The organism is Pseudomonas sp. (assembly GCF_030683065.1).
In the GTDB taxonomy this organism is placed as follows: domain Bacteria; phylum Pseudomonadota; class Gammaproteobacteria; order Pseudomonadales; family Pseudomonadaceae; genus Aquipseudomonas.
Genome location: NZ_JAUXMX010000027.1, coordinates 32,697 through 54,925 on the forward strand (window position 1 = coordinate 32,697; position 22,229 = coordinate 54,925).

At 58.5% G+C, this 22,229-nt stretch carries 21 protein-coding genes; 6 read left to right on the forward strand and 15 right to left on the reverse strand.

Translation table 11 applies throughout. The annotated features are described in order from the left end of the window. Positions 1–6 precede the first annotated feature (6 nt). The 3 genes from Q8K09_RS06545 to Q8K09_RS06555 are packed head-to-tail and all read right to left on the reverse strand — an operon-like array spanning position 7 to position 3,192. Positions 7–1,251 (reverse strand): lipoprotein-releasing ABC transporter permease subunit, encoded by a 1,245-nt coding sequence (locus tag Q8K09_RS06545; RefSeq protein ID WP_305254160.1) that lies wholly within the window; start codon positions 1,249–1,251, stop codon positions 7–9. Further along, positions 1,251–1,934, reverse strand: coding sequence for a lipoprotein-releasing ABC transporter ATP-binding protein LolD (gene lolD, locus Q8K09_RS06550; RefSeq protein WP_305254217.1), 684 nt, complete (start codon positions 1,932–1,934; stop codon positions 1,251–1,253). Before lolD ends, Q8K09_RS06545 begins: the two co-directional genes overlap by 1 nt. A 7-nt stretch (positions 1,935–1,941) precedes the next feature. Next, positions 1,942–3,192, reverse strand: a complete 1,251-nt coding sequence (locus tag Q8K09_RS06555; RefSeq protein ID WP_305254161.1) for a lipoprotein-releasing ABC transporter permease subunit — start codon at positions 3,190–3,192, stop codon at positions 1,942–1,944. A 95-nt stretch (positions 3,193–3,287) separates the two neighbouring features. Here Q8K09_RS06555 and Q8K09_RS06560 point away from each other — a divergent pair, with 95 nt between their 5' ends. From Q8K09_RS06560 to Q8K09_RS06570, 3 genes are read left to right on the forward strand one after another with little or no spacing between them, the layout of a single operon-like run. Further along, positions 3,288–3,866 carry a PilZ domain-containing protein gene (locus Q8K09_RS06560; RefSeq protein ID WP_305254162.1) on the forward strand — a complete coding sequence of 193 codons (579 nt, stop codon included), beginning with the start codon at positions 3,288–3,290 and terminating at the stop codon, positions 3,864–3,866. A gap of 13 nt (positions 3,867–3,879) precedes the next feature. After that, complete coding sequence (locus Q8K09_RS06565) at positions 3,880–4,176, forward strand: phosphodiesterase (protein ID WP_305254163.1); 297 nt, start codon at positions 3,880–3,882, stop codon at positions 4,174–4,176. 2 nt (positions 4,177–4,178) lie between these two features. Beyond that, the gene (locus Q8K09_RS06570; RefSeq protein WP_305254164.1) at positions 4,179–4,898 is read left to right on the forward strand and encodes a glycerophosphodiester phosphodiesterase family protein; all 720 of its coding nucleotides are present in this window, start codon (positions 4,179–4,181) and stop codon (positions 4,896–4,898) included. A 251-nt stretch (positions 4,899–5,149) separates the two neighbouring features. Here Q8K09_RS06570 and sthA read toward each other — a convergent pair whose 3' ends face one another. The 9 genes from sthA to Q8K09_RS06615 form a co-directional block, all read right to left on the reverse strand. Next, complete coding sequence (sthA, locus tag Q8K09_RS06575) at positions 5,150–6,544, reverse strand: Si-specific NAD(P)(+) transhydrogenase (protein WP_305254165.1); 1,395 nt, start codon at positions 6,542–6,544, stop codon at positions 5,150–5,152. 125 nt (positions 6,545–6,669) lie between these two features. Further along, entirely contained in the window at positions 6,670–6,900 is a 231-nt protein-coding gene (gene nqrM, locus Q8K09_RS06580; protein WP_305254166.1) for a (Na+)-NQR maturation NqrM, read from the reverse strand. Next, positions 6,897–7,820 carry an FAD:protein FMN transferase gene (locus tag Q8K09_RS06585; RefSeq protein WP_305254218.1) on the reverse strand — a complete coding sequence of 308 codons (924 nt, stop codon included), beginning with the start codon at positions 7,818–7,820 and terminating at the stop codon, positions 6,897–6,899. Before Q8K09_RS06585 ends, nqrM begins: the two co-directional genes overlap by 4 nt. 104 nt (positions 7,821–7,924) lie before the next feature. After that, entirely contained in the window at positions 7,925–9,151 is a 1,227-nt protein-coding gene (gene nqrF, locus Q8K09_RS06590) for an NADH:ubiquinone reductase (Na(+)-transporting) subunit F (protein ID WP_305254167.1), read from the reverse strand. Between the two features lie 15 nt (positions 9,152–9,166). After that, a complete protein-coding gene (gene nqrE, locus Q8K09_RS06595) occupies positions 9,167–9,775 on the reverse strand; it encodes an NADH:ubiquinone reductase (Na(+)-transporting) subunit E (protein WP_305254168.1) in 609 nt (202 codons plus the stop codon). Continuing rightward, positions 9,775–10,449, reverse strand: a complete 675-nt coding sequence (locus tag Q8K09_RS06600; protein WP_305254169.1) for an NADH:ubiquinone reductase (Na(+)-transporting) subunit D — start codon at positions 10,447–10,449, stop codon at positions 9,775–9,777. The genes nqrE and Q8K09_RS06600 overlap by 1 nt, the downstream gene beginning before the upstream one ends. Next, on the reverse strand, positions 10,446–11,234 hold the full coding sequence (locus Q8K09_RS06605) for a Na(+)-translocating NADH-quinone reductase subunit C (RefSeq protein WP_305254170.1): 789 nt from the start codon (positions 11,232–11,234) through the stop codon (positions 10,446–10,448). The genes Q8K09_RS06600 and Q8K09_RS06605 overlap by 4 nt, the downstream gene beginning before the upstream one ends. Continuing rightward, the gene (locus tag Q8K09_RS06610) at positions 11,227–12,438 is read right to left on the reverse strand and encodes an NADH:ubiquinone reductase (Na(+)-transporting) subunit B (protein ID WP_305254171.1); all 1,212 of its coding nucleotides are present in this window, start codon (positions 12,436–12,438) and stop codon (positions 11,227–11,229) included. The genes Q8K09_RS06605 and Q8K09_RS06610 overlap by 8 nt, the downstream gene beginning before the upstream one ends. Positions 12,439–12,441: 3 nt before the next feature. Continuing rightward, the gene (locus Q8K09_RS06615) at positions 12,442–13,779 is read right to left on the reverse strand and encodes a Na(+)-translocating NADH-quinone reductase subunit A (protein ID WP_305254172.1); all 1,338 of its coding nucleotides are present in this window, start codon (positions 13,777–13,779) and stop codon (positions 12,442–12,444) included. 273 nt (positions 13,780–14,052) lie between these two features. Here Q8K09_RS06615 and Q8K09_RS06620 point away from each other — a divergent pair, with 273 nt between their 5' ends. Next, positions 14,053–14,613: a chalcone isomerase family protein gene (locus Q8K09_RS06620; protein WP_305254173.1), complete on the forward strand. Its 561-nt coding sequence runs from the start codon at positions 14,053–14,055 to the stop codon at positions 14,611–14,613. A 117-nt stretch (positions 14,614–14,730) separates the two neighbouring features. Here Q8K09_RS06620 and Q8K09_RS06625 read toward each other — a convergent pair whose 3' ends face one another. Next, positions 14,731–16,197: a glyceraldehyde-3-phosphate dehydrogenase gene (locus Q8K09_RS06625; RefSeq protein WP_305254219.1), complete on the reverse strand. Its 1,467-nt coding sequence runs from the start codon at positions 16,195–16,197 to the stop codon at positions 14,731–14,733. A gap of 149 nt (positions 16,198–16,346) precedes the next feature. Between Q8K09_RS06625 and mfd the strand changes: the two genes are divergently transcribed. Together mfd and Q8K09_RS06635 are read left to right on the forward strand one after the other, a co-directional pair. Continuing rightward, on the forward strand, positions 16,347–19,784 hold the full coding sequence (mfd, locus tag Q8K09_RS06630) for a transcription-repair coupling factor (protein ID WP_305254220.1): 3,438 nt from the start codon (positions 16,347–16,349) through the stop codon (positions 19,782–19,784). A gap of 12 nt (positions 19,785–19,796) precedes the next feature. Next, on the forward strand, positions 19,797–20,327 hold the full coding sequence (locus tag Q8K09_RS06635; RefSeq protein WP_305254174.1) for a CsiV family protein: 531 nt from the start codon (positions 19,797–19,799) through the stop codon (positions 20,325–20,327). 152 nt (positions 20,328–20,479) lie between these two features. On the opposite strand, the gene Q8K09_RS06640 is transcribed toward Q8K09_RS06635, so the two are convergent. Both Q8K09_RS06640 and nagZ read right to left on the reverse strand, forming a co-directional pair. After that, a complete protein-coding gene (locus tag Q8K09_RS06640) occupies positions 20,480–21,217 on the reverse strand; it encodes an S-methyl-5'-thioinosine phosphorylase (RefSeq protein ID WP_305254175.1) in 738 nt (245 codons plus the stop codon). A 10-nt stretch (positions 21,218–21,227) separates the two neighbouring features. Next, positions 21,228–22,226: a beta-N-acetylhexosaminidase gene (gene nagZ, locus Q8K09_RS06645; protein WP_305254221.1), complete on the reverse strand. Its 999-nt coding sequence runs from the start codon at positions 22,224–22,226 to the stop codon at positions 21,228–21,230. Positions 22,227–22,229: the final 3 nt, after the last annotated feature.

The window sequence follows — 22,229 nt, forward strand, 5'->3', positions numbered from 1 at the left end:
ACTAGCTCATTCGTAGCGCAACGCTTCTGCTGGCTGAATGCCGGATGCACGCCAGGATGGATAAAGGGTCGCGAGAAAGCTCAGGGTAAAGGCCGCGCCGCAGATCAGCAGCACATCGGAGAACAGCAATTCAGACGGTAGATTGCTGATGAAGTAGACATCCGAACTGAGTACCTGCTGGCCGCTAAGGCGCTCGATCCAGCCAACCAACTGACTGACATTCAACGCCGCTACGATGCCAAGTACAGCTCCAATCAGCGTGCCCACCAGCCCAATCACCGTGCCCTGCACCATGAAGATGCCCATGATCTGCCCAGGGGTCGCCCCCAAGGTACGCAAGATGGCGATATCCGCGCTCTTGTCGGCGACGACCATGATCAAGGTGGCAATGATATTGAATGCGGCGACTGCCACAATCAGCAGCAACAGCAGGCCAATCATGGTCTTTTCCATTTTCATGGCACTGAACAGGCTGCCCTGGGTCAACGTCCAGTCGCTGGCTTGATAGCCCTCGCCCAACTCGCTGACGATGGCAGCAGACACCTGCGGCGCCTGATACAAATCTTGCAACTTCAAGCGAACACCCGGCACTTGGCCCGGCTGCAAGCGCTGGATATGGGCCGCATCGGCGACATGCAACAAGGCCAGCGAGCCATCCAGCTCGGCGCCAACCTTGAATACTCCGACTACATTCACCGCCTGCATACGCGGCGTAATACCACCGGGGACCGAACTGGCCTCGGGCACGATCAACGCCAAACGGTCACCGATCTGTAGCTGAAAGCGCCGGGCAGTAATTTCGCCGATTACCACACCGAACTCACCCGCCTGCAGATCATTCAAACGACCCTGGGTCATGTTATCGGCGATGATCGACACCTGCGCTTCCAGCGCGGGGTCGACGCCCTGTAACTGAATAGGCTGCATCGCTCCGCGATAGGACAACATGCCCTCCAGCTCGGCAAAGGGTACCGCGGCCAACACCTGCGGATTGCGCTTGGCAGCGGCAGCCACCGCACGCCAGTCATCCAGCGGCTGAACCCCGGAGATTGCTGCATGCGGCACCATCCCAAGGATCCGCGAGCTCATCTCCTTTTGAAAACCATTCATCACCGACAACACCACGATCATCGCCAGCACACCCAGGGCGAGACCAATCATCGAGGTCAGGGAAATAAAGGAAATGAAATGGTTGCGCCGTTTGGCCCGGGTATAACGCAGGCCTATGTACACACTCAAGGGGCGAAACATCAGACGGCCACCAACTTGCCGTTTTCCAGACGCAGGATACGATCCATCTGCTGCGCCAGCTCCATGTCGTGGGTCACTACCAGGAAAGCGGTGCGCGATGCACTGCTCAACTCGCGCATCAAATCCTCAATGCCCTGGGCTGTGTGATTATCGAGGTTACCCGTAGGCTCATCGAGCAACACCAGCCCGGGCCGATTGACCAAAGCACGGGCAATGGCTACGCGCTGGCGCTCACCACCGGACAACTCCGACGGCTTGTGCGCCAGTCGATGGCCAAGACCGACCCGACCGAGCAACTCGGTAGCCCGCTGACGCGCCTCGGCAATCGGCGTACGCCCGATCAGCAGCGGCATGCAGACGTTCTCCAGCGCAGTGAACTCAGGTAGCAAGTGATGGAACTGATAGACGAAGCCAAGCGAGCGATTACGCAGCAAGCCACGCTCCTTTTCACTTAACGCCGAGAGCTCCTCGCCGGCCAGCCAGACACTGCCGGTGCTTGGCGTATCAAGGCCACCGAGCATATTCAACAAGGTGCTCTTGCCCGAGCCCGAGCTGCCGACAATCGCCACCCGCTCACCAGGGTGCAACTCCAGCTGCAAGCCCTCAAGCACCACCACCGACTGCGGGCCTTCCTCATAACTTTTGCCCAGGTTGCGACAACTCAACACAGCACTTTCTTGCATAACCTGATTACTCATAACGCAGAGCCTCCGCAGGCTGGGTACGCGCCGCGCGCCAGGCCGGATAAAGGGTGGCGAAAAAACTTAAAACCAGCGCAGCGGCGCAGACCAGCAGCACATCCGCGAGCAGCAGTTGCGATGGTAGATAATCGATGAAATAAACGTCTGCATTGAGAAAGCGCATACCCAGTGCACGCTCCAGCACAGCGATACCGGCACTGATATTGAGTGCCGCGAAGACACCCAACAACGCCCCGATAAGAGTGCCAACCACCCCGATCACCGTGCCCTGGACCATGAAGATGGCCATGATTTGCCCGGGCGTCGCGCCGAGGGTGCGCAGGATGGCGATGTCGCCTTTCTTGTCCGTCACCACCATGACCAGCGTCGAAATGATATTGAACGCGGCGACCGCGACTATCAGCAACAGCAGCAGGCCGATCATGGCTTTTTCCATACGGATCGCCTGGTACAGATTGCCGTGGGTGCGGGTCCAGTCACGGGCGTAATATTCATGCTCACCCAGGGTCTGCGCCAATTCCCAGGCTGTGCGCGGGGCCTGAAACAGATCGGCGAACTTCAAGCGAATGCCCTGTACCTGGTCTGCCTGGCGACGTTGTAGGCGCGCCAGATCCTGGACGTGGGTCATCGCCACGAACCCGTCGATCTCCCCGGCACCCACATGGAAAATCCCCACCACGGTAAAGCGCTTGAGGCGCGGGAACATGCCCGCAGGCGTTACGGTGACCTCAGGCGCGACGAAGGTAATCTTGTCGCCCAGGGTTACACCCAGCTTGGCGGCAGCCTTGTCACCAATAACGATACCAAAGGCCCCGGGCTGCAGATCTTGCAAACTGCCTTGCTGAAAGAAATCGCCAATGATCGAGACCTTGACTTCCTCGAACGGATCGACGGCATTGATCAACACCTTCTGCACCTTGCCCTCGTGGGTAAGCAAGCCCTGCATCTGGCTGAACGGCGCAACGGCCAACACCTGCGGGTTCTCCAGCGCCTTGTCGGCGAGGCTGCGCCAATCATCGATAGGGCTGGCGGACTCGACAGTGGCATGGGGAACCATGCCCAACACGCGCGTACGCATCTCATGGTCGAAGCCATTCATCACCGACAACACCACGATCATCACGAGCACACCAAGTGCCAGCCCGATCATCGACGTCAGGGAAATAAAAGACACGAAGTGATTACGACGTTTGGCGCGCGTGTAACGCGTACCTATAAATACGAACAGAGGTCTGAACATGTCGGGAGCTGATTCGAGGGAAAGAGGAACGTCCTTGTGGCGGGGCTTGGCAAGCGGCCTTACACTCTGACCACTACTGCTGCCATGGGTTCGCCATGTCGATTCAAGATGAAGATGACCGCCGGGAATACTATCGTATCGACGATACGATCGCACTGGAATTCACCCCACTGTCAGGCACTGAGGCGCTGGCCAGTGACGAGCTGCGTGACAGCTCGCCGCTGTTTAATCTGCTCAGTGAGTTGCACCTGCTGGACTTCGAGTCGCAGCACCTGTTGCGCCATATAAGCGAGCGTGACCGCTCCCTGGCCAACTACCTCAAGGTGATCAACAAGCGCATCGACCTGCTTGGGCAGGCTGTCGCCCAGAGCCTGTTGCGCGACATCGGCACACCACGGCGCGTCTGCTTGTCGGAGGGCGGCGTGAGTTTTAGTAGTAGCCAAAACCTCGCCATCGATACCCATCTGGCGATCAAGATAGTGCTGATGCCGCAGGCTCTTGGCTTACTGTTGCGAGCCAAGGTAATTCACTGCCAGGCACTCGCCGACCAACAGTTCGAGATCGGCACCGAGTTCGAGGCCTTGACCGACGCACAGCGCCAGTTACTGGCCCGGCATATCCTCCAGCGGCAAGCCCTGGAGCGCCGCCAGGCTCGCGAACAGCCCCAGCATTAGTCACGAGAGCCCTATGCCATACATATTTCTAGCATTGATCTTATGCCTACCGTTCGGTGCTGGCGCCGAAACCCTGCAGATACCCCTCGGCCAGCAAGGTGCAGCGGCCACTCAACTGCCCCAGCGTGGTGAATCGCAGCGCTCGGTGCTGGAGCGCTTTGGCTTGGCAGATGAAGAACATCGTGCAGTAGGTAACCCACCGATTAGCCGCTGGGATTACCGCGAGTTCAGCGTGTACTTTGAATACGACCACGTAATCAACAGCGTGCGCCATCATCATCCCCGCACCAGCGCCCCTGCGCAGGAGTAACTGTGACCCATATCTACGGCCACCGCGGCGCCAAAGGCGAAGCTCCGGAAAACACCCTTATCAGCTTCCAGCAATGCCTTAAGCATGGCGTACGCCGCTGCGAGCTGGACCTGCACCAGTCTCGCGATGGTGAACTGATGGTGATTCATGACCCAACCCTGAAGCGCACCACCGGCCATCGCGGCAAAGTGATCGAGCACGACGCTGCGGCACTGACCCGCTATGACGCTCGCGAAGGTGGCCCAGGCTGGATCAGCCCTTGCCCGATCCCGCGGCTGGCCGAACTGTTTGAAGAGTGCGACTTCGAGCATTGGCAACTGGAAGTCAAAAGCGCCTCCAAAGTCCGCGCCGCACAGATGGTCGAGGCAATTGCCGCGCTGACCGCACGTTATGACCTGACCGACAAAGTCACCGTCACCTCAAGCTCGCGCGAGGTGCTCGGCGCCTTAAAGCGTCTGACACCGCAGCTTGCCCGCGGCCTGGTGGCAGAATACGCCTGGCTCGACCCGCTTAAAGTAGCCCAGCGCTATGACTGCAGCCTGCTGGCGTTGAACTGGACCCTGTGTACCCCGGAACGCCTGCTGAAAGCGCAGAAAGCCGGCCTGCATGTCTCGGTCTGGACAGTCAACGACCCGGCACTGATGCGCCGACTCGCCGATTTCGGCGTGGACAGCCTGATTACCGACTTCCCTGGCCTGGCCGTCTCCACGTTGCAGCAATAAGTTGGGGCCGAGCAGCGCCTAACAGGCAAAAACCGCCGAAGGTTGCACGTGCATTTTTCAGCGCAGGGCTTTGGCGCGAAATCCAACCTCTCAGAACCCACAGCAAAAGCCCAGACAAAAGAAAACCGGCCACCCTGCGCCGGTTTTCTTATTGCTACCTGGTCAAAAACTCTCCCGGTTAGGCCAGCGCCACGCCAGAGAGTCGCTGAACGGATCTTCCCCGACCGGCTCAGGCCACCGATCGGAGCCGGTCAAAAAAGCCGGTTGAGACCATCGAACGCCGCCACCCGATAGGCTTCGGCCATGGTCGGGTAGTTGAAGGTGGTGTTGACGAAGTACTTGATGCTGTTGGCTTCGCCCTTCTGGTTCATGATCGCCTGGCCGATATGCACAATCTCCGAAGCCTGATAGCCGAAGCAGTGCACACCCAGCACTTCGAGCGTTTCACGATGGAACAGAATTTTCAACATGCCCACCGGCTCATTGGAAATCTGCGCCCGCGCCATGCTCTTGAAGAATGCCTTACCCACTTCATAAGGGATCTTGGCCTGAGTCAGCTCGCGCTCGTTCTTGCCGATCGAGCTGATCTCCGGAATGGTGTAAATACCGGTCGGAACATCATCGACAAAACGCCAACTGCCATTCTCGATGATATTACCAGCCGCCGAACGACCCTGGTCATAGGCGGCACTGGCCAGGCTCGGCCAACCAATCACGTCGCCTGCAGCGAAGATATTCGACACTTCGGTACGGTAGCTGTGGTCGACCTCGATCTGCCCGCGGCTGTTCACCTTGATGCCGATATTTTCCAGGCCCAACATATCGGTGTTACCGGTACGACCATTGCACCAGAGCAAGGCATCTGCCTTGATCTTCTTGCCCGACTTGAGATGCAAAATCACCCCATTGTCGATGCCTTCAATGCTTTCGTACTCTTCGTTATGGCGAATCAGCACGTTGGTATTACGCAGGTGGTAACTGAGCGCATCGGAAATCTCGGCATCGAGAAAACTCAGCAATTGATCCCGGTTGTCGATCAGGTCGACCAGCACGCCAAGGCCGCTGAAGATCGACGCATACTCGCAACCGATGACCCCTGCGCCGTAGATGATCAACCGTCGCGGTGTATGGCTGAGGGTCAGAATGGTATCGCTGTCATATACCCGCGGATGATGAAAATCGACATCGATCGGGCGATAAGGGCGCGAGCCAGTCGCGATAACGATCTGCTTGGCCACCAGTGTTTCCACAACGCCATTGGCGCAGACCACTTCAATGGTTTGCTCATCGGCAAAGCTGCCCGTACCGAAGAACAAATCGATGCGATTGCGCGCGTAATAACCGGTGCGTGAAGTCACCTGCTTGGTGATTACCCGCTCGGCGCTTTTCAACACATCGGGAAAGGAGAACCAGCGCGGCTCACCAATCTGACGAAACATCGGATTGGTATTGAACTGCATGATCTGGCGCACCGAATGGCGCAAGGCCTTGGACGGAATGGTGCCCAGGTGCGTGCAGTTGCCGCCGACTTCGCGACGGCTGTCGACCACCGCCACTTTACGCCCGGCCTTGGCCGCGTTCATTGCCGCGCCTTCACCAGCAGGGCCTGAACCAAGCACCACTACATCGTAGTTGTAGACCGCCATGTTTACTCCTTCAGATCATACCGGAGCACTTATACCGTGCTCTCGGCAGGGCCAGAACTGCATCGAGGCAGCCTGGCAATCGATACGTGATTCGCTAGCCTGACATGCAGGCCTGCGAATGGCGATTAGCGCTTGGTCGCGTCGTAGGCCAGTGCCTTGAAGCCAGACTCTGCCGGCGCACTGTTGACCTCTTCGCACTTCTCACGGCTACCGCCGCAAATAGAGCACTCTTTCTCGATGCCCAGATTGGCAATGCCACCACAGGAACCGGCAATCGGTTTACGCCCCATGATCACGCCAACAGCCATCAATGACACCACCAACAGCATGGTAAAAAATACGATTAACCAAATCATTGCTCTTCTCCTGCAGCGAATAGCTGCTCGAATGCGGCGGTAGTGCGTGTGACGAAGGCTTCGCCCTCACGCGTCACGAAAAAAGCCGCAATTCCAGCCTGCTCAGCATAGGCCAGGCCTTGCTCCGGCCCCAGCACCATCAATAATGTAGACAAGCCGTCGGCCCGAAGAGTCGATAAATCCGCGACTGTCACCGCTGCCAATGTGTGGGTAATGGGCGCGCCGGTTTTGGGATCAAGCGTATGTGAGTAACGCACGCCGTTTTCCTCGAAATAATTACGGTAATCACCCGAGGTAGAAATACCGTAACCGTCCAATTGCAAAATCTTCTGCGCGACCCGCTGGTCATCGCGCGGCGCCTCAATGGCGATACGCCATGGTTGCCCGTCCGGCTTCTTGCCGGCAGCCTTTAGCTCCCCGGTGACATCCACCAGATAACTGCCAACGCCCATGTCAGCCAGGCGGCTGACGATTCTTTCGACCGCATAACCTGCAGCAATACTGTTGAGATCCAGTTGCAGATCGACGTCCTTGCACAACTGCTGACCATCGATACGCAAATGGCTATGACCGCTACGCTGACGCGCCTCGGCCAGTTGCTCGGCGCTCGGCACACGTTCAATTCGCGCCTGCGGACCGAAACCCCACAAATTGAGCAACGGTTCAAGTGTCAGGTCGAAAGCACCATCGCTTTCCCGAGCCAACTCCTGCCCCATGCCCACAACCTCGAGCATACCTGCAGGCACCGTCATGCAGCTGCCCGCTGGCGCCCGATTAAACAGCGAGATAATCGAGTCGTCACGGTAGGTGGACATCTGCTGGTCGACTTCAGCAAGAATCAACTCGGTTTCGGCCTTGAGAGTGAGCGCATCGGCAGCACCCTCGCCAGTGACATATTTGACCGAATAGGTGCTGCCCATGGTGGGGCCGCCGAACTCTTCGACCTTCTCAGAATGCAAACAGCCCGTTAGGGCTGCCGCAAGAGCGACAGCGATAACGGGCTGGAGAACCAATGACCTCACGCTTAACCGCCGAAGTCGTCGAGCAGGATGTTCTCCTCCTCCACACCCAGGTCAATCAGCATCTTGATCACTGCCGCGTTCATCATCGGCGGGCCGCACATGTAGAACTCGCAATCTTCCGGAGCCGGGTGGTCCTTCAGGTAGTTCTCATACAGCACGTTATGGATGAAGCCTTTCATGCCGCTCCAGTTGTCTTCCGGCAGCGGATCGGATAGCGCCAAGTGCCACTTGAAGTTGGGGTTTTCCGCCTGCAGCTGGTCGTAATCTTCAACGTAGAAGGCTTCACGCATCGAGCGGGCGCCGTACCAGAAGCTGATCTTGCGCGGCGACTTGAGCCGCTTGAGCTGATCGAAGATGTGCGAACGCATCGGCGCCATGCCAGCACCGCCACCAATAAACACCATCTCGGCTTCGGTCTCTTTGGCGAAGAACTCACCAAACGGACCGTACACGTCGATCTTATCGCCCGGCTTGAGGCTGAACACATAAGAAGACATCTTGCCCGGTGGCAAATCGTCCTTGCCCGGTGGCGGCGAAGCAATACGAATATTGAACTTCACCAGACCGACTTCTTCCGGGTAGTTGGCCATGGAGTAGGCACGAATCGTGGTCTCTTCGACCTTCGACACGTACTTCCATTGGTTGAACTTATCCCAGTCGCCGCGATATTCCTCTTGGATATCGAAGTCTTTGTAGTGCACCTCATGCGGCGGGCATTCCAACTGCACATAGCCACCCGCACGGAAGTCAACGCTCTCGCCTTCCGGCAGCTTCAGCGTCAGCTCCTTGATGAAAGTGGCCACGTTCGGGTTGGACAACACCGTACATTCCCACTTCTTCACACCGAAAACTTCTTCCGGCACCTCGATCTTCATATTCTGCTTGACCGGAGTCTGGCAGGACAGACGCCAGCCAGCCTTGGCTTCGCGACGGGTGAAGGCAGCTTCTTCGGTCGGCAGCATTTCGCCACCGCCACTTTCCACGACACACTTGCACTGCGCGCAAGTACCACCGCCACCACAGGCCGATGACAAGAAAATGTTGTTAGCGGCCAGCGTCTGCAGCAGCTTACCGCCAGCAGGCACCACAATGGTTTTTTCGCCATTGATCTCGATACTCACGTCACCGCTGGAAACCAGCTTGGCGCGCGCAGCGATAATAATCAGCACCAACGCCAGCACAATGCCGGTGAACATGCCGATCGCGATAAAAATCTCGAAATTGATCATCTATTCATCCCTTCCTTACAACTGCACGCCGGAGAAAGACATGAAGCCCAAAGACATCAGACCGATAGTGATAAAGGTGATGCCCAGGCCCTGAAGGCCAGCTGGAACGTCGCTGTACTTGAGCTTCTCGCGGATACCCGCCAGAGCGGCAATCGCCAGCGCCCAGGAGACACCGGCACCGACACCGTAGACAGTACTTTCCGCCAAGTTGTAGTCGCGCTCGACCATGAACAGCGAGCCGCCCATGATGGCGCAGTTCACAGTGATCAACGGCAGGAACACACCGAGCGCGTTGTACAGCGAGGGCACGTACTTATCCAAGGTCATCTCGAGGATCTGCACGATCGCCGCGATCACCCCGATAAAGGTCAACAAGCCGAGGAAGCTCAGGTCGACCTGCGGATACCCGGCCCACGCCAGCGCACCATCTTTAAGCAGATTGGTGTAGATCAGGTTATTCACCGGCATGGTGATACCCAACACCACAATCACGGCGATACCGAGACCTATGGCTGTTTCGACCTTTTTCGAGATCGCAATAAAGGTGCACATGCCAAGGAAGAACGCCAACGCCATGTTCTCAACGAACACCGCACGGACGAACAGGCTGATGTAGTGTTCCATTAGTAGGCCTCCTTAGTGGATACCTGAGGCGCCATCTTGAAGACCGTCTTCTCGACCTGGTCTTTTTTCCAGGCGCGTATGCCCCAGATAAACAGGCCTATCAGGAAGAATGCAGAAGGCGGCAGCAGCAGCATGCCATTGGGCTGGTACCAACCACCGTCGTTGATCACCGGAATGATCTCGTAGCCCAACAATTTGCCGGCACCGAACAGCTCGCGAATGAAGCCCAGAGCAATCAACATGGCGCTGTAACCCAGACCGTTACCAATACCGTCGAAGAACGACAGCACCGGCGGGTTCTGCATGGCAAAGGCTTCCGCGCGGCCCATCACGATGCAGTTGGTGATGATCAGTCCGACAAACACCGACAGCTGCTTGGACAGACTGAAGGCATAAGCCTTGAGCAATTGATCGACCACGATAACCAGAGAAGCGATGATTACCATCTGCACAATCATGCGGATCGAGCCCGGAATCTGGCTGCGAATCATCGAGATAAACAGGTTAGAAAACCCGGTTACCAAGGTCAGCGCTGCAGACATAACCAGCGCTGTCTGCAAATTGGTCGTTACGGCCAGGGCGGAACAGATCCCGAGAATCTGCAGGCCAATGGGGTTGTTGTTGAAGATCGGATCCAACAGTACTTGTTTGATCGTGGGTTGCGACATGATCAAGCCTCCCCTGCGCGCAGGTTAGCAATAAACGGACCGAAGCCATTCTGGCCAAGCCAGAACTTCAGCAGGTTGTCCACCCCATTACTGGTCAGGGTAGCGCCCGCCAGACCATCAACCTGATGCACGGCCTTCGGGCTCTGCGCATCGACACCACCCTTGACGATTTGCACGGCTAGTTTGCCGTCCTCATCGAACAGGGTTTTGCCTGGCCATTGGCCTTTCCACTTCGGATTGTCGACTTCACCACCCAGACCTGGCGTTTCGCCATGCTGATAGAAGCCCATGCCAACCACAGTATTGAGGTCACCCTTTACCGCGATAAAGCCATGCAGGGTCGACCACAGACCATAACCACGCACCGGCAGAATCAGGGTATCGACCTGCCCGTCCTTCTCCACCACATAAACAGTGCTGAAGTTTTCCTGGCGCTTGATCCCGGCGATGTCATCACGACTCTTGAGCACCGAGGACAACTTCGGGTCTTTCGAGGCTTTCAGCGGATCAAAGGTCACTGGATCCTTGGCATCAGAAAACTTGCCACTCTCCAGATCGACCAGCTTGGCACTGATGGTGCCTTTGAACATGTCCTTGACTTGCGCACTCGACATATTCGGGGCGCCCAACCCGGCAATTGCCAGGATGCTGCGCTGTTTGTCCAGCAGACGGTTGTCGATTTGGGTCGGCTTGAGCGCCACAGCGGCGCCGGCAACGAACACCGAGCACACCAGGCAAACCAGCAGGGCCACCGTCAGCGTGCGGGCGGTGGATTCTTTTTGACTAGACATTACGTGCCAGCCTCCGCTTGATATTGGCTTGAACGACGAAGTGGTCGACCAGCGGTGCGAACAGATTGGCGAACAGAATCGCCAGCATCATGCCTTCAGGGAACGCCGGGTTGACCACGCGGATCAACACCACCATCACACCGATCAATGCACCGAAAATCCACTTGCCGGTGTTGGTCATGGACGAAGACACCGGATCGGTGGCCATGAAGAACATGCCGAAAGCAAAACCACCCACCACCATGTGCCAATACCACGGCATGGCGAACATTGGATTGGTTGTCGAACCCAATAGATTGAACAGCAGGCTGAGTCCGACCATGCCCAGCATCACGCCAGAGACGATGCGCCAGGAAGCAATCTTGGTGATCAACAGCACACCGCCACCAATCAGGATCGCCAGGGTGCTGGTCTCACCAAGGGAGCCGTGAATGGTGCCCACAAAGGCGTTCATCCAGGTGATGCCGTTACCCAGTACATTGTCGATGCCGCCGGCAGCTGCCAGGCTCAGCGAGGTTGCCCCTGCATAACCGTCAACCGCAGTCCAGACTGCATCACCCGACATCTGCGCCGGGTAGGCGAAGAACAGGAAGGCACGACCGGTCAGGGCCGGGTTGAGGAAGTTCTTGCCGGTACCGCCAAACACTTCCTTGCCGATCACCACACCGAAGCTGATGCCCAGCGCGACCTGCCACAGCGGAATGCTTGGCGGCAGGATCAGGGCAAACAGCACCGAAGTGACGAAGAAACCTTCGTTGACTTCATGCTTGCGGATCGAAGCGAACAATACTTCCCAGAAGCCGCCGACGATGAACGTCACCGCATAGACAGGCAGGAAGTAGGCAGCACCCTGGATGAAGTTATCCCACAGGCTGTTCGAGTCAAAACCGGCCAGCGAGCCAATCAAGGCGAAGCGCCAGCCCTCCTGGGCCGCCAGCAGCTCGGGGCTATTGGCGAAAATCAGGTTGGCCTGGTAACCGGTGTTCCACATACCGAAGAACATGGCCGGGAAGGTACACAACCAAACGGTGATCATCATGCGCTTGAGGTCGATACCATCACGCACGTGAGCCGTGGTCTTGGTCACGCTACCTGGGCGATAGAAAAAGGTGTCGATGGCTTCGTACAAGGCATAAAACTTCTCGTACTTGCCGCCCTTCTCAAAGTTGTGCTCGATTTTATCGAGGAATGCGCGAACGCCCATGAGTTAACCCTCCTTCTCGATGCGCGCGAGGTTATCGCGCAGGATCGGGCCGTATTCATATTTGCCGGCACAGACATAGGTGCACAGCGCCAGGTCTTCTTCGTCGAGTTCAAGACAGCCAAGTTTCTGAGCCATCTCGGTGTCACCGACGATCAGGTAGCGCAACAGTTGCGTCGGCAAGATATCCAGCGGCATCACAGTTTCGTAATTGCCGACCGGCACCATGGCGCGCGGACTGCCATTGGTCGTGGTGGAGAAGGCGAACTTCTTCGCCGCCGCCAGCTTGGAAACGAACACATTGAGCACCGAATGCTTGTTCACCCCAGCCCGCAGGTAGTGCAGCATCTCGCGATCATTGCCTTCTGCCAGGCACGAAACCTGCAAATGGTAACGGCCCAAATAGGCGAAGGCGCCCTTGGCGGTACGCCCGCCAAGCACCGAGCCGGAAACCACGCGGTTATTACCAGGCTGCAACTGACCGGCGCACAGCTCGTCCAGACTGGCACCCAGACGGGTACGCAGCAGACGCGGCTGCTCGACGACAGGACCGGCGAGAGCGACTACACGCTCGACCCACAATTGCCCGGTAGCGAACAATTTACCGACGGCAATCACGTCCTGGTAGTTGATCGACCAGACACTCTTGCGAGCACTGACCGGATCGAGGAAATGGATATGAGTGCCCGGCAATCCAGCCGGATGCGGACCGGCAAATGCCTCGGTCTGCACCTTGTTCAACTGCTCACCCGGCAGGCTGCTGCCATCGGCCTTGCACAGGAAGACCTTGGCCAGATTGCTCAGCACCTTGAGACCGTTTTCGAAATCAGCGGCATACTCACCGATGATCACCGCCGGATCAGCCGCCAGGGGCTGGGTGTCCATGGCTGCGACGAAAATCGAGCTGGGCTGCGCATCTACCGCAGGTACCTTGCTGTACGGACGAGTGCGCAACGCAGTCCAGAGACCGGACTGCTGCAAGTTCTCGCGAACCTGCGCATCACTCAACCCATCCAGCTGCGCCAGCGGGTAGCTGGCAAAGGTCACTTGCTCATCGCCGTCCAGATCGATAACCAGCGACTGCAGCACGCGCCTCTCACCACGGTGAATCGCACTGACCACCCCGGCGCCTGGCGCCGTATATTCAACGCCTGGCGACCTCTTATCGGAGAACAGCACCTGGCCGAGCTTGACTCGATCACCGACCTGCACCTGCATCGTCGGCTTCATGTCGTGATAATCGAAGCCGACGATGGCGACACTGCGCACAGGCCTTGCAGCCTCAATACGCTGCGCCGGCGCGCCTGTTATGGGCAAATCAAGCCCATGTTTCAATTTGATCATAGGTTTGCCTAACCACTGATTTATAAGCTTTTTTTAGAATACGGGCGGCATCTGGATGCTTAATAGCCATACCCACACCAATAGTGCTACTGGGGCGGGTAGTGATGCCGAGCGCGGATAAAATATCCGCTTGATTATAAAGACGCGCCCCTCCGCTGACCACCCAAGCGCTTGCTTTTTTTGGGCATCCCGTAACAGGGTGCAACAGTCCGAACTTGACTCAAATAGTTACCCAGGTGAAATGGCAGTAACCCTGCAGCCCGGAATCACAGCATGCGCAAACTACTGCTATTAACCACACTGCTCCTGCTCAGCACCGCCCTGCTCGCCAGCACTGATGAACGCTTGCGCCAGGCGAACTTCGCCGCCCAGGCGACAGTGGAGCGAACCACCCTGGAGCGCAAGAACCAAACCGTTCTGCGCTACTTATGGGCAGACGTCTACGCCGCCGCTCTTTATGCAGAACCCAGCGTCAGCCCAGCCCAGGCACTTGACCAGCAACGCAGCAAGCGCCTGGAACTCTTCTATTTCCGCAAAATTCAGCGCGATGACGTCATCGAAGCAGCCTGGACCACGCTAAAAAAGCAACATGACCCCGCCACACTTGAGCGCCTGCGCAGTGACGTGGATGCCTTGCACGCCAGCTTCCTGGACATAAACCCAGGCGATCGCTACGCGCTCAACTACAACGCCGATAGCGGCCTGAGCCTGGAACGCAACGGCGAAACCTCCTTCACCAGCAATAACCCGGAACTGGCCAGCGCCTATCTGGGCATCTGGCTGGCACCCAAGGGGTTGTCGGATAAATTACGCAGCAGCTTACTCAGCAACTAATCAGACTGCCGAGAGACCAACCAGGTTTGCCGGCCATGCATTAAAACAGCCGCCAACCCGCAAAGCCGGATAAAAAAACGGGAGCCGAAGCTCCCGTTATTCAATTGCTGCTAGTGCTTAGCGTGGAAAAGCCGGCGGATTGACGCCGACCATGTCTTCCATTACGCGAACCACCTGACAGCTATAGCCGAACTCGTTGTCATACCAGACGTAGAGGACAACGCGGTTGTCATTGCAGATGGTCGCCTCGGCATCCACCACGCCTGCGTGACGCGAGCCAACGAAGTCGGTGGAGACCACTTCCTGGGAATTGACGAAGTCGATCTGCTTATGCAAATCCGAGTGCAGCGCCATGTGGCGCAGGTACTCGTTCATTTCTTCGCGGGTTGCTGGCTTTTCCAGATTCAGATTGAGAATGGCCATGGACACGTTCGGCGTCGGCACACGAATGGCATTACCCGTCAGCTTGCCCTTGAGTACCGGCAGCGCCTTGGCAGCGGCAGTGGCCGCACCCGTCTCGGTGATTACCATGTTCAGTGCGGCGCTACGACCACGACGACTGCCCTTATGGAAGTTGTCGATCAGGTTCTGGTCGTTGGTGTACGAGTGCACGGTTTCGACGTGACCATTGATGATGCCGTACTTGTCATTCACTACCTTCAGCACCGGCACAATGGCGTTGGTGGTACAGGAGGCAGCAGAAACAATCTTGTCGTCAGCGGAGATGTCGCCATGGTTGATGCCATGCACGATGTTCTTCAGCTCGCCCTTGCCAGGCGCTGTCAGCACCACACGGTCAATGCCCGGACAGGCTAGATGCTGGCTCAAGCCTTCTGCATCACGCCACACACCGGTGTTATCCACCAGCAGCGCGTTATCGATACCGTACTGGGTGTAATCCACATCGCCTGGCGACTTGGCGTAAATCACCTGGATCAGGTTGCCATTGGCGGTGATGGTGTTGTTTTCCTCATCGATCACGATGGTGCCGTCGAACGGACCATGCACCGAATCGCGACGCAACAAACTGGCACGCTTCTCAAGATCGTTTTCAGCACCCTTGCGCACAACAATAGCGCGCAGACGCAGGCCATCACCGCCACCGGTCTTCTCGATCAGGATGCGCGCCAGCAGACGGCCAATCCGACCAAAACCATAGAGCACCACATCGGTGCCCTTGCGTGCCGCGACATTCTGCTGACCGGCTACCGGCTCCAGCTCGTCACGCACGAACTGCTCAATGCTGCGGCCATTGGCCTCTTCCAGGTACTTGGCCATCATCCGGCCCAAGTCCACTGACGCAGAACCCAGCTTGAGCTCGCTCATGGTCTTGAGCATCGGGAACGTGCCATGCACCGACAGCTCGGCATCGCCGTCCAGGCGATGGCGCGCGTAGCGATGGGCTTTGAGAATCTGAATGACCGAACGGTTGATCAGGCTACGACCGTAGATCGACGTGACAACGTTGTTGTTGCGGTAGAGCTGACCAATCAATGGAATCATCGCTTCTGCGAGGGCTTCACGATCAATCCACTCACCGAGACACTGGTCGGGCTTCTGATTCACGGGCAGTACCTTCCATATGTAGGGGCTGAAAAAAGGGGCTACATTATGCCGGCCAAGGCATTCGTCGGCAATCTGCAACGGACGAAACACTGACAGCAACACGCGCGGATAGATACAATCGGGGGCCATGCCGCCAAGCCCGTGAGCCGCCCGTGCCTGTACCGCCCGTGTCCGTACTGCGTCTACCGTCCCTGCCCGCCACCGCCGGGAAACAGCACTGGGGCAATCTGCCTGGTGCCGCATTGAGCCTGGCGATTGCCGAAGCCGCCAGTGCTGCCAAGCGCTTTACTCTGCTGCTGACTGCCGACAGTCAGAATGCCGAGCGCCTGCAGCAAGAACTGAGTTTCTTCGCGCCGGAGTTACCGGTGCTGCATTTCCCTGACTGGGAAACCCTGCCCTACGATCTGTTTTCGCCGCATCAAGACATCATTTCCCAGCGAATTTCAGCACTCTATCGCCTGCCCGAGCTGAAACATGGTGTATTGGTAGTGCCAATCACCACCGCCCTACATCGCCTGGCGCCCAAGCGTTTTCTGCTCGGCAGCAGCCTGGTCATGCACGTTGGCCAGCAACTCGACGTCAACCAGATGCGCGGCAACCTGGAGGCGGCAGGCTATCGCTGTGTAGATACGGTGTACGAGCACGGCGAGTTCGCCGTACGCGGCGCGCTGATCGATCTGTTCCCGATGGGCAGTAGCCAGCCGTACCGCATCGACCTGTTCGATGATGAAATCGAAACCCTGCGCACCTTCGACCCGGAAACCCAACGTTCGATCGACAAAGTCCAATCGATCAAGCTGCTGCCGGCCCGCGAATTCCCGCTGGAGAAAAAAGCCGTTAGCGATTTTCGCGGGCGCTTTCGTGATCGCTTCGATGTCGACTTCCGCCGCTGCCCGATCTACCAGGACCTCTCCACTGGCATTACCCCAGCGGGCATCGAGTATTACCTGCCACTGTTTTTCGAAGAAACCGCGACCCTGTTCGACTATTTGCCGCAGGACACCCAGGTATTTTCCCTCCCGGGCGTGGAAAAAGCCGCCGAGCAATTCTGGAGCGATGCACGCAATCGCTACGACGAGCGCCGGGTCGACCCCGAGCGTCCTTTGCTCCCGCCAGCCGACATTTTCCTGCCGGTAGATGATTGCTTCGCCCGCCTGAAAGAGTGGCCACGAGTCGTCATCAGCCAGCAGGACATCGAGCCGGGCGTCGGCCGCCAGCGCTTCGACGCGCAACCCCTGCCTGACTTGGCGATCCAGGCCAAGGCCGGCGAGCCCCTTGCCGCTCTGCGCAGCTTTATCGAAGAATATCCGGGCCGCGTGCTGTTCTGCGCAGAGTCCGCCGGGCGCCGTGAAGTGCTCCTGGAGCTACTCGCGCGCCTCAAACTCAAGCCTAGGGAAGTGGCCAGCTGGCCAGAATTCACCGCCAGCAAGGAGCGCCTGGGCATCACTATTGCCCCGCTCGACGACGGCCTACTGCTCGACGACCTGGCACTGATTGCCGAGAGCCCACTATTCGGCCAACGGGTCATGCAGCGCCGCCGCCGCGAGAAATCACGCGACGGCGGTGACAACGTCATCAAGAACCTCGCCGAGCTGCGCGAGGGCGCGCCCGTGGTGCACATCGATCACGGCGTCGGTCGTTACCTGGGTCTGGAGACCATGGAGTTTGACGGCCAGGCGGCCGAATTCCTCGCCCTGATGTATGCCGAGGAAGCCAAGCTCTACGTGCCAGTGGCCAGCCTGCACCTGATCGCCCGCTACACCGGCAGCGACGACGCACTGGCCCCACTGCACCGCCTCGGCTCGGAAATCTGGCAGAAAGCCAAGCGCAAGGCCGCCGAACAAGTGCGCGATGTCGCAGCCGAACTGCTCGATATCTACGCCCGCCGCGCCGCTCGTGAGGGCTATGCGTTTGCTGATCCGCAACTCGATTATGAGACCTTCAGCGCAGGCTTTCCTTTCGAAGAAACGCCTGACCAGCAAACCGCCATCGACGCGGTGCGCGATGACATGCTCGCACCAAGGCCGATGGATCGCCTGATCTGCGGCGACGTCGGCTTCGGCAAGACCGAAGTGGCCATGCGCGCCGCTTTTATCGCCGTGCATAGCGGTCGCCAGGTGGCCGTACTGGTGCCAACCACCCTACTCGCCCAACAGCACTACAACAGCTTTCGCGACCGCTTTGCCGACTGGCCGGTGAATGTCGAGGTGATGAGCCGATTCAAGAGCACCAAGGAAGTCGCGAGCGCCGTACAGCAACTGAGTGAGGGTAAGGTCGATATCGTCATCGGCACCCACAAGTTGCTGCAGGGTGACGTCCAGTTCAAAGACTTGGGCCTGGTGATCATCGATGAGGAACACCGTTTCGGTGTGCGCCAAAAGGAGCAGCTCAAGGCCTTGCGCAGCGAAGTGGATATTCTCACCCTCACCGCCACGCCTATCCCACGCACCCTGAACATGGCCGTGGCCGGCATGCGCGACCTGTCGATCATCGCCACGCCGCCGGCGCGCCGCCTGTCGGTGCGCACCTTCGTGATGGAGCAGAACAACCCGACCATCAAGGAAGCGCTGCTGCGCGAGTTGCTCCGCGGCGGGCAGGTCTACTACCTGCACAACGACGTCAAGACCATCGAGAAATGCGCCGCCGACCTGGCCGAGCTGGTTCCCGAAGCGCGCATCGGCATTGGCCACGGGCAGATGCGCGAGCGCGAACTGGAACAGGTGATGGGCGACTTCTACCACAAGCGTTTCAACGTACTGATCGCCTCGACCATCATTGAAACCGGTATCGACGTGCCCAGCGCCAACACCATCATCATCGAGCGCGCCGACAAGTTCGGCCTGGCGCAGCTGCACCAATTGCGCGGCCGCGTCGGGCGCAGCCACCACCAGGCTTATGCCTATCTGCTGACCCCACCACGCAAGCAGATGACCGATGACGCGCAGAAACGCCTGGAAGCCATCTCCGGCGCCCAGGATCTCGGCGCTGGCTTCCTGCTGGCTACCCACGATCTGGAAATCCGCGGTGCTGGCGAACTGCTCGGCGACGGCCAGAGCGGACAGATCCAGGCAGTCGGTTTTACCCTGTATATGGAAATGCTCGAGCGCGCAGTTAAATCCATCCGCAAGGGCGAACAACCCAACCTCGATCAACCCTTGGGCGGTGGCCCCGAGATCAACCTGCGAGTAGCCGCACTGATCCCGGAAGACTACCTGCCAGACGTGCACGCACGGCTGATCCTCTACAAACGCATCGCTTCGGCTGCCGACGAGGATGGCTTGAAAGAGCTGCAAGTGGAAATGATCGACCGCTTCGGCCTGCTGCCTGAACCAAGCAAGAACCTGGTGCGCCTGACCCTCCTGAAACTGCAGGCGGAGAAACTCGGCATCAAGAAGGTCGACGCGGGCCCACAAGGCGGGCGCATCGAGTTCGCCGCTGACACCTGCGTCGACCCAATGACCCTGATCAAACTGATCCAGGGCGCGCCTGCTCGCTACAAATTCGAGGGTGCCACACTGTTCAAATTCCAGGTACCGATGGAGCGCCCGGAAAATCGATTCGATACCGTGGAAGCGCTCTTCGCGCGACTCACCCCCTCTACTTAAAGGACTGACACCATGCGCGCACTTCGCTCGCTCTCACTTGTCTTGCTGTCGCTACTGGGCAGCGCAACAGCCTTTGCCGAGGCGATGTTCCAGGTTGAAGTGATCGTTTTCAGGCAAACAACCCAGCAGCTTCCGGCCGCCCGCACCGCGCCTGACGACTGGGCGCAAGGGGCATTGCCGATCGACTCAAGTCAGGAACGTACCGCCGCGCTGAATAGCGAAGCTAACAAACTCAATCCTGCCAACGGCTATACCGTGCTACTGCACAAAGCCTGGACGCAAAGCATCGGCACCAGCCCCGCGAGCGTGGCACTGAGCACCGGAGTGGAACAGTTTGGCCACTTCCCGGTTGAAGGCACCCTGGACCTGAAGCAGGATCGCCTCATCGACCTGAGTGCCAATCTGTGGGTCAACCAGTTCGATACCAACGGCTCGCTCAACAGCAGCGAACTGATCAAACACAGCGTGCGCCTGCAAAGCGGCGAACTGACCTACCTTGATCACGGCAGCTTTGGCCTGCTGGTGCGCATCAGCCCACTTTAAACAGAGCGCCCGGCGCCTTGCCTGCAACAATAAAGGGTCGCTATCGCGACCCTTTATATTGGCTATGCACCCATTGCCTGTTGTGAGGCGATAAGTCGTAGGCAGGTGCTAGCTAAGCCTGCCTCGCTGGGCTTCGTCGCCAGCCGCTATGTTTAGCCGGCCAGCACACGCGCCAGGACAGCCTTGACCCGGCCCATGCCGTCATCAAGCGCGCGCTCAATTGCGGCCATGGTGATCAATGTATTGGACTTACCTGCAGCGGGATTAACCACCAACGCCAGGCAGGCATAAGGCAACGCCAGCTCACGCGCCAGCACTGCCTCGGGCATGCCGGTCATGCCGACGATATCGCAACCGTCCCGCTCCATCCGGGCGATCTCGGCAACCGTCTCCAGACGCGGCCCCTGGGTGCAGCCATAAACGCCCTGGGCGCTAAAGGCGCAGCCTTCAGCAGCCAGTGCCCCGGCCAGCTTTTCCCGCAGCTCGGCATCGTATGGATGGCTGAAGTCAACGTGGGTGACATGCTCCAGCTCTCCCTCATAAAAGGTGTGCTCGCGCCCCGAGGTGTAGTCGATGATCTGATGCGGCAGGCAGAAATGTCCGGTGCCCATGACCGCCTGGATACCCCCAACTGCATTCACTGCAATAATCGCCTTGGCGCCTGAGTGCTTGAGCGCCCAGAGGTTGGCGCGATAATTCACCTGATGCGGCGGAATCCGATGGGGATGACCGTGACGGGCGAGGAACAACACCTGACGCCCCGCATACTCACCCCGTAACAGCGGAGCGGAGGGCGCTCCGTAGGGCGTATCAACATGCAACGCAGCATTGATGGTCAACCCATCAAGCTGGGTCAGGCCAGTACCGCCGATGATGGCGTAGACAGTCATCAAACTCTCCTCAATCGATTAATTGCGCGGCGCGTAATGCACCCACTGCTTCCAGCCATCGCGGACTCTGCCGGTATTCGGTTCCCGGAAAATCCTGGCGACGCATGCGCGCCAAACCTGGCGGTGTAACAACCTGCAAGCGCTGCAATGCGCTCAGCGCCAACTCCGCAGCAGCGCGATCATTGCAGACCAGCCCCATATCGCAGCCCGCGCTTAGCGCCGCCTCGATACGACAAGCCGCATCGCCCACCACATGGGCTCCGGCCATCGACAAGTCATCGCTAAAGATCACGCCGGAAAACTGCAACTCACCACGCAGAATATCCTGTAACCAGCGGCGCGAAAAACCCGCCGGCTGATCATCGACCTGCGGGTAAATCACGTGCGCAGGCATCACCGCAGCCAACTGCCGACTCAATTGCGCAAACGGCTGCAGATCGCTGGCGCGGATCTGCTCCAGGCTGCGCTCATCCACAGGAATCGCTACATGGGAGTCGGCCTCGGCCCAGCCATGCCCGGGAAAGTGCTTACCGGTCGCGGCCATACCTGCCGCACTCATGCCGCGAATAAAGGCGCCAGCCAGGCGGGTGGCACGCTGCGCATCCGCCTCGAAAGCCCGACTACCGACCACCGCACTGCGCTGGTAATCGAGATCCAGCACCGGCGCAAAACTCATATCAAGCCCCACCGCCAACACTTCGGTGGCCATCAACCAGCCGCAATGCTCGGCCAAGACGTCGGCATTGGCGTTATCGGCAATCGCCCGCATCGCCGGCAACCGCAAAAACCCCTGGCGTAGACGCTGCACCCGGCCACCCTCCTGGTCCACGGCCAGGAGCAAATCGGGGCGTACCGCACGAATTGCCGCCGCCAGCTCGCGCACCTGACGCGGGTGCTCGACATTGCGCCCGAACAGGATCAAACCAGCCACTTCGGGCTGGCGAATAATCTGCCGATCCTCGGCGGTCAGCCAAGTGCCGGCGATATCCAGCATCAATGAGCCTTGCATCGG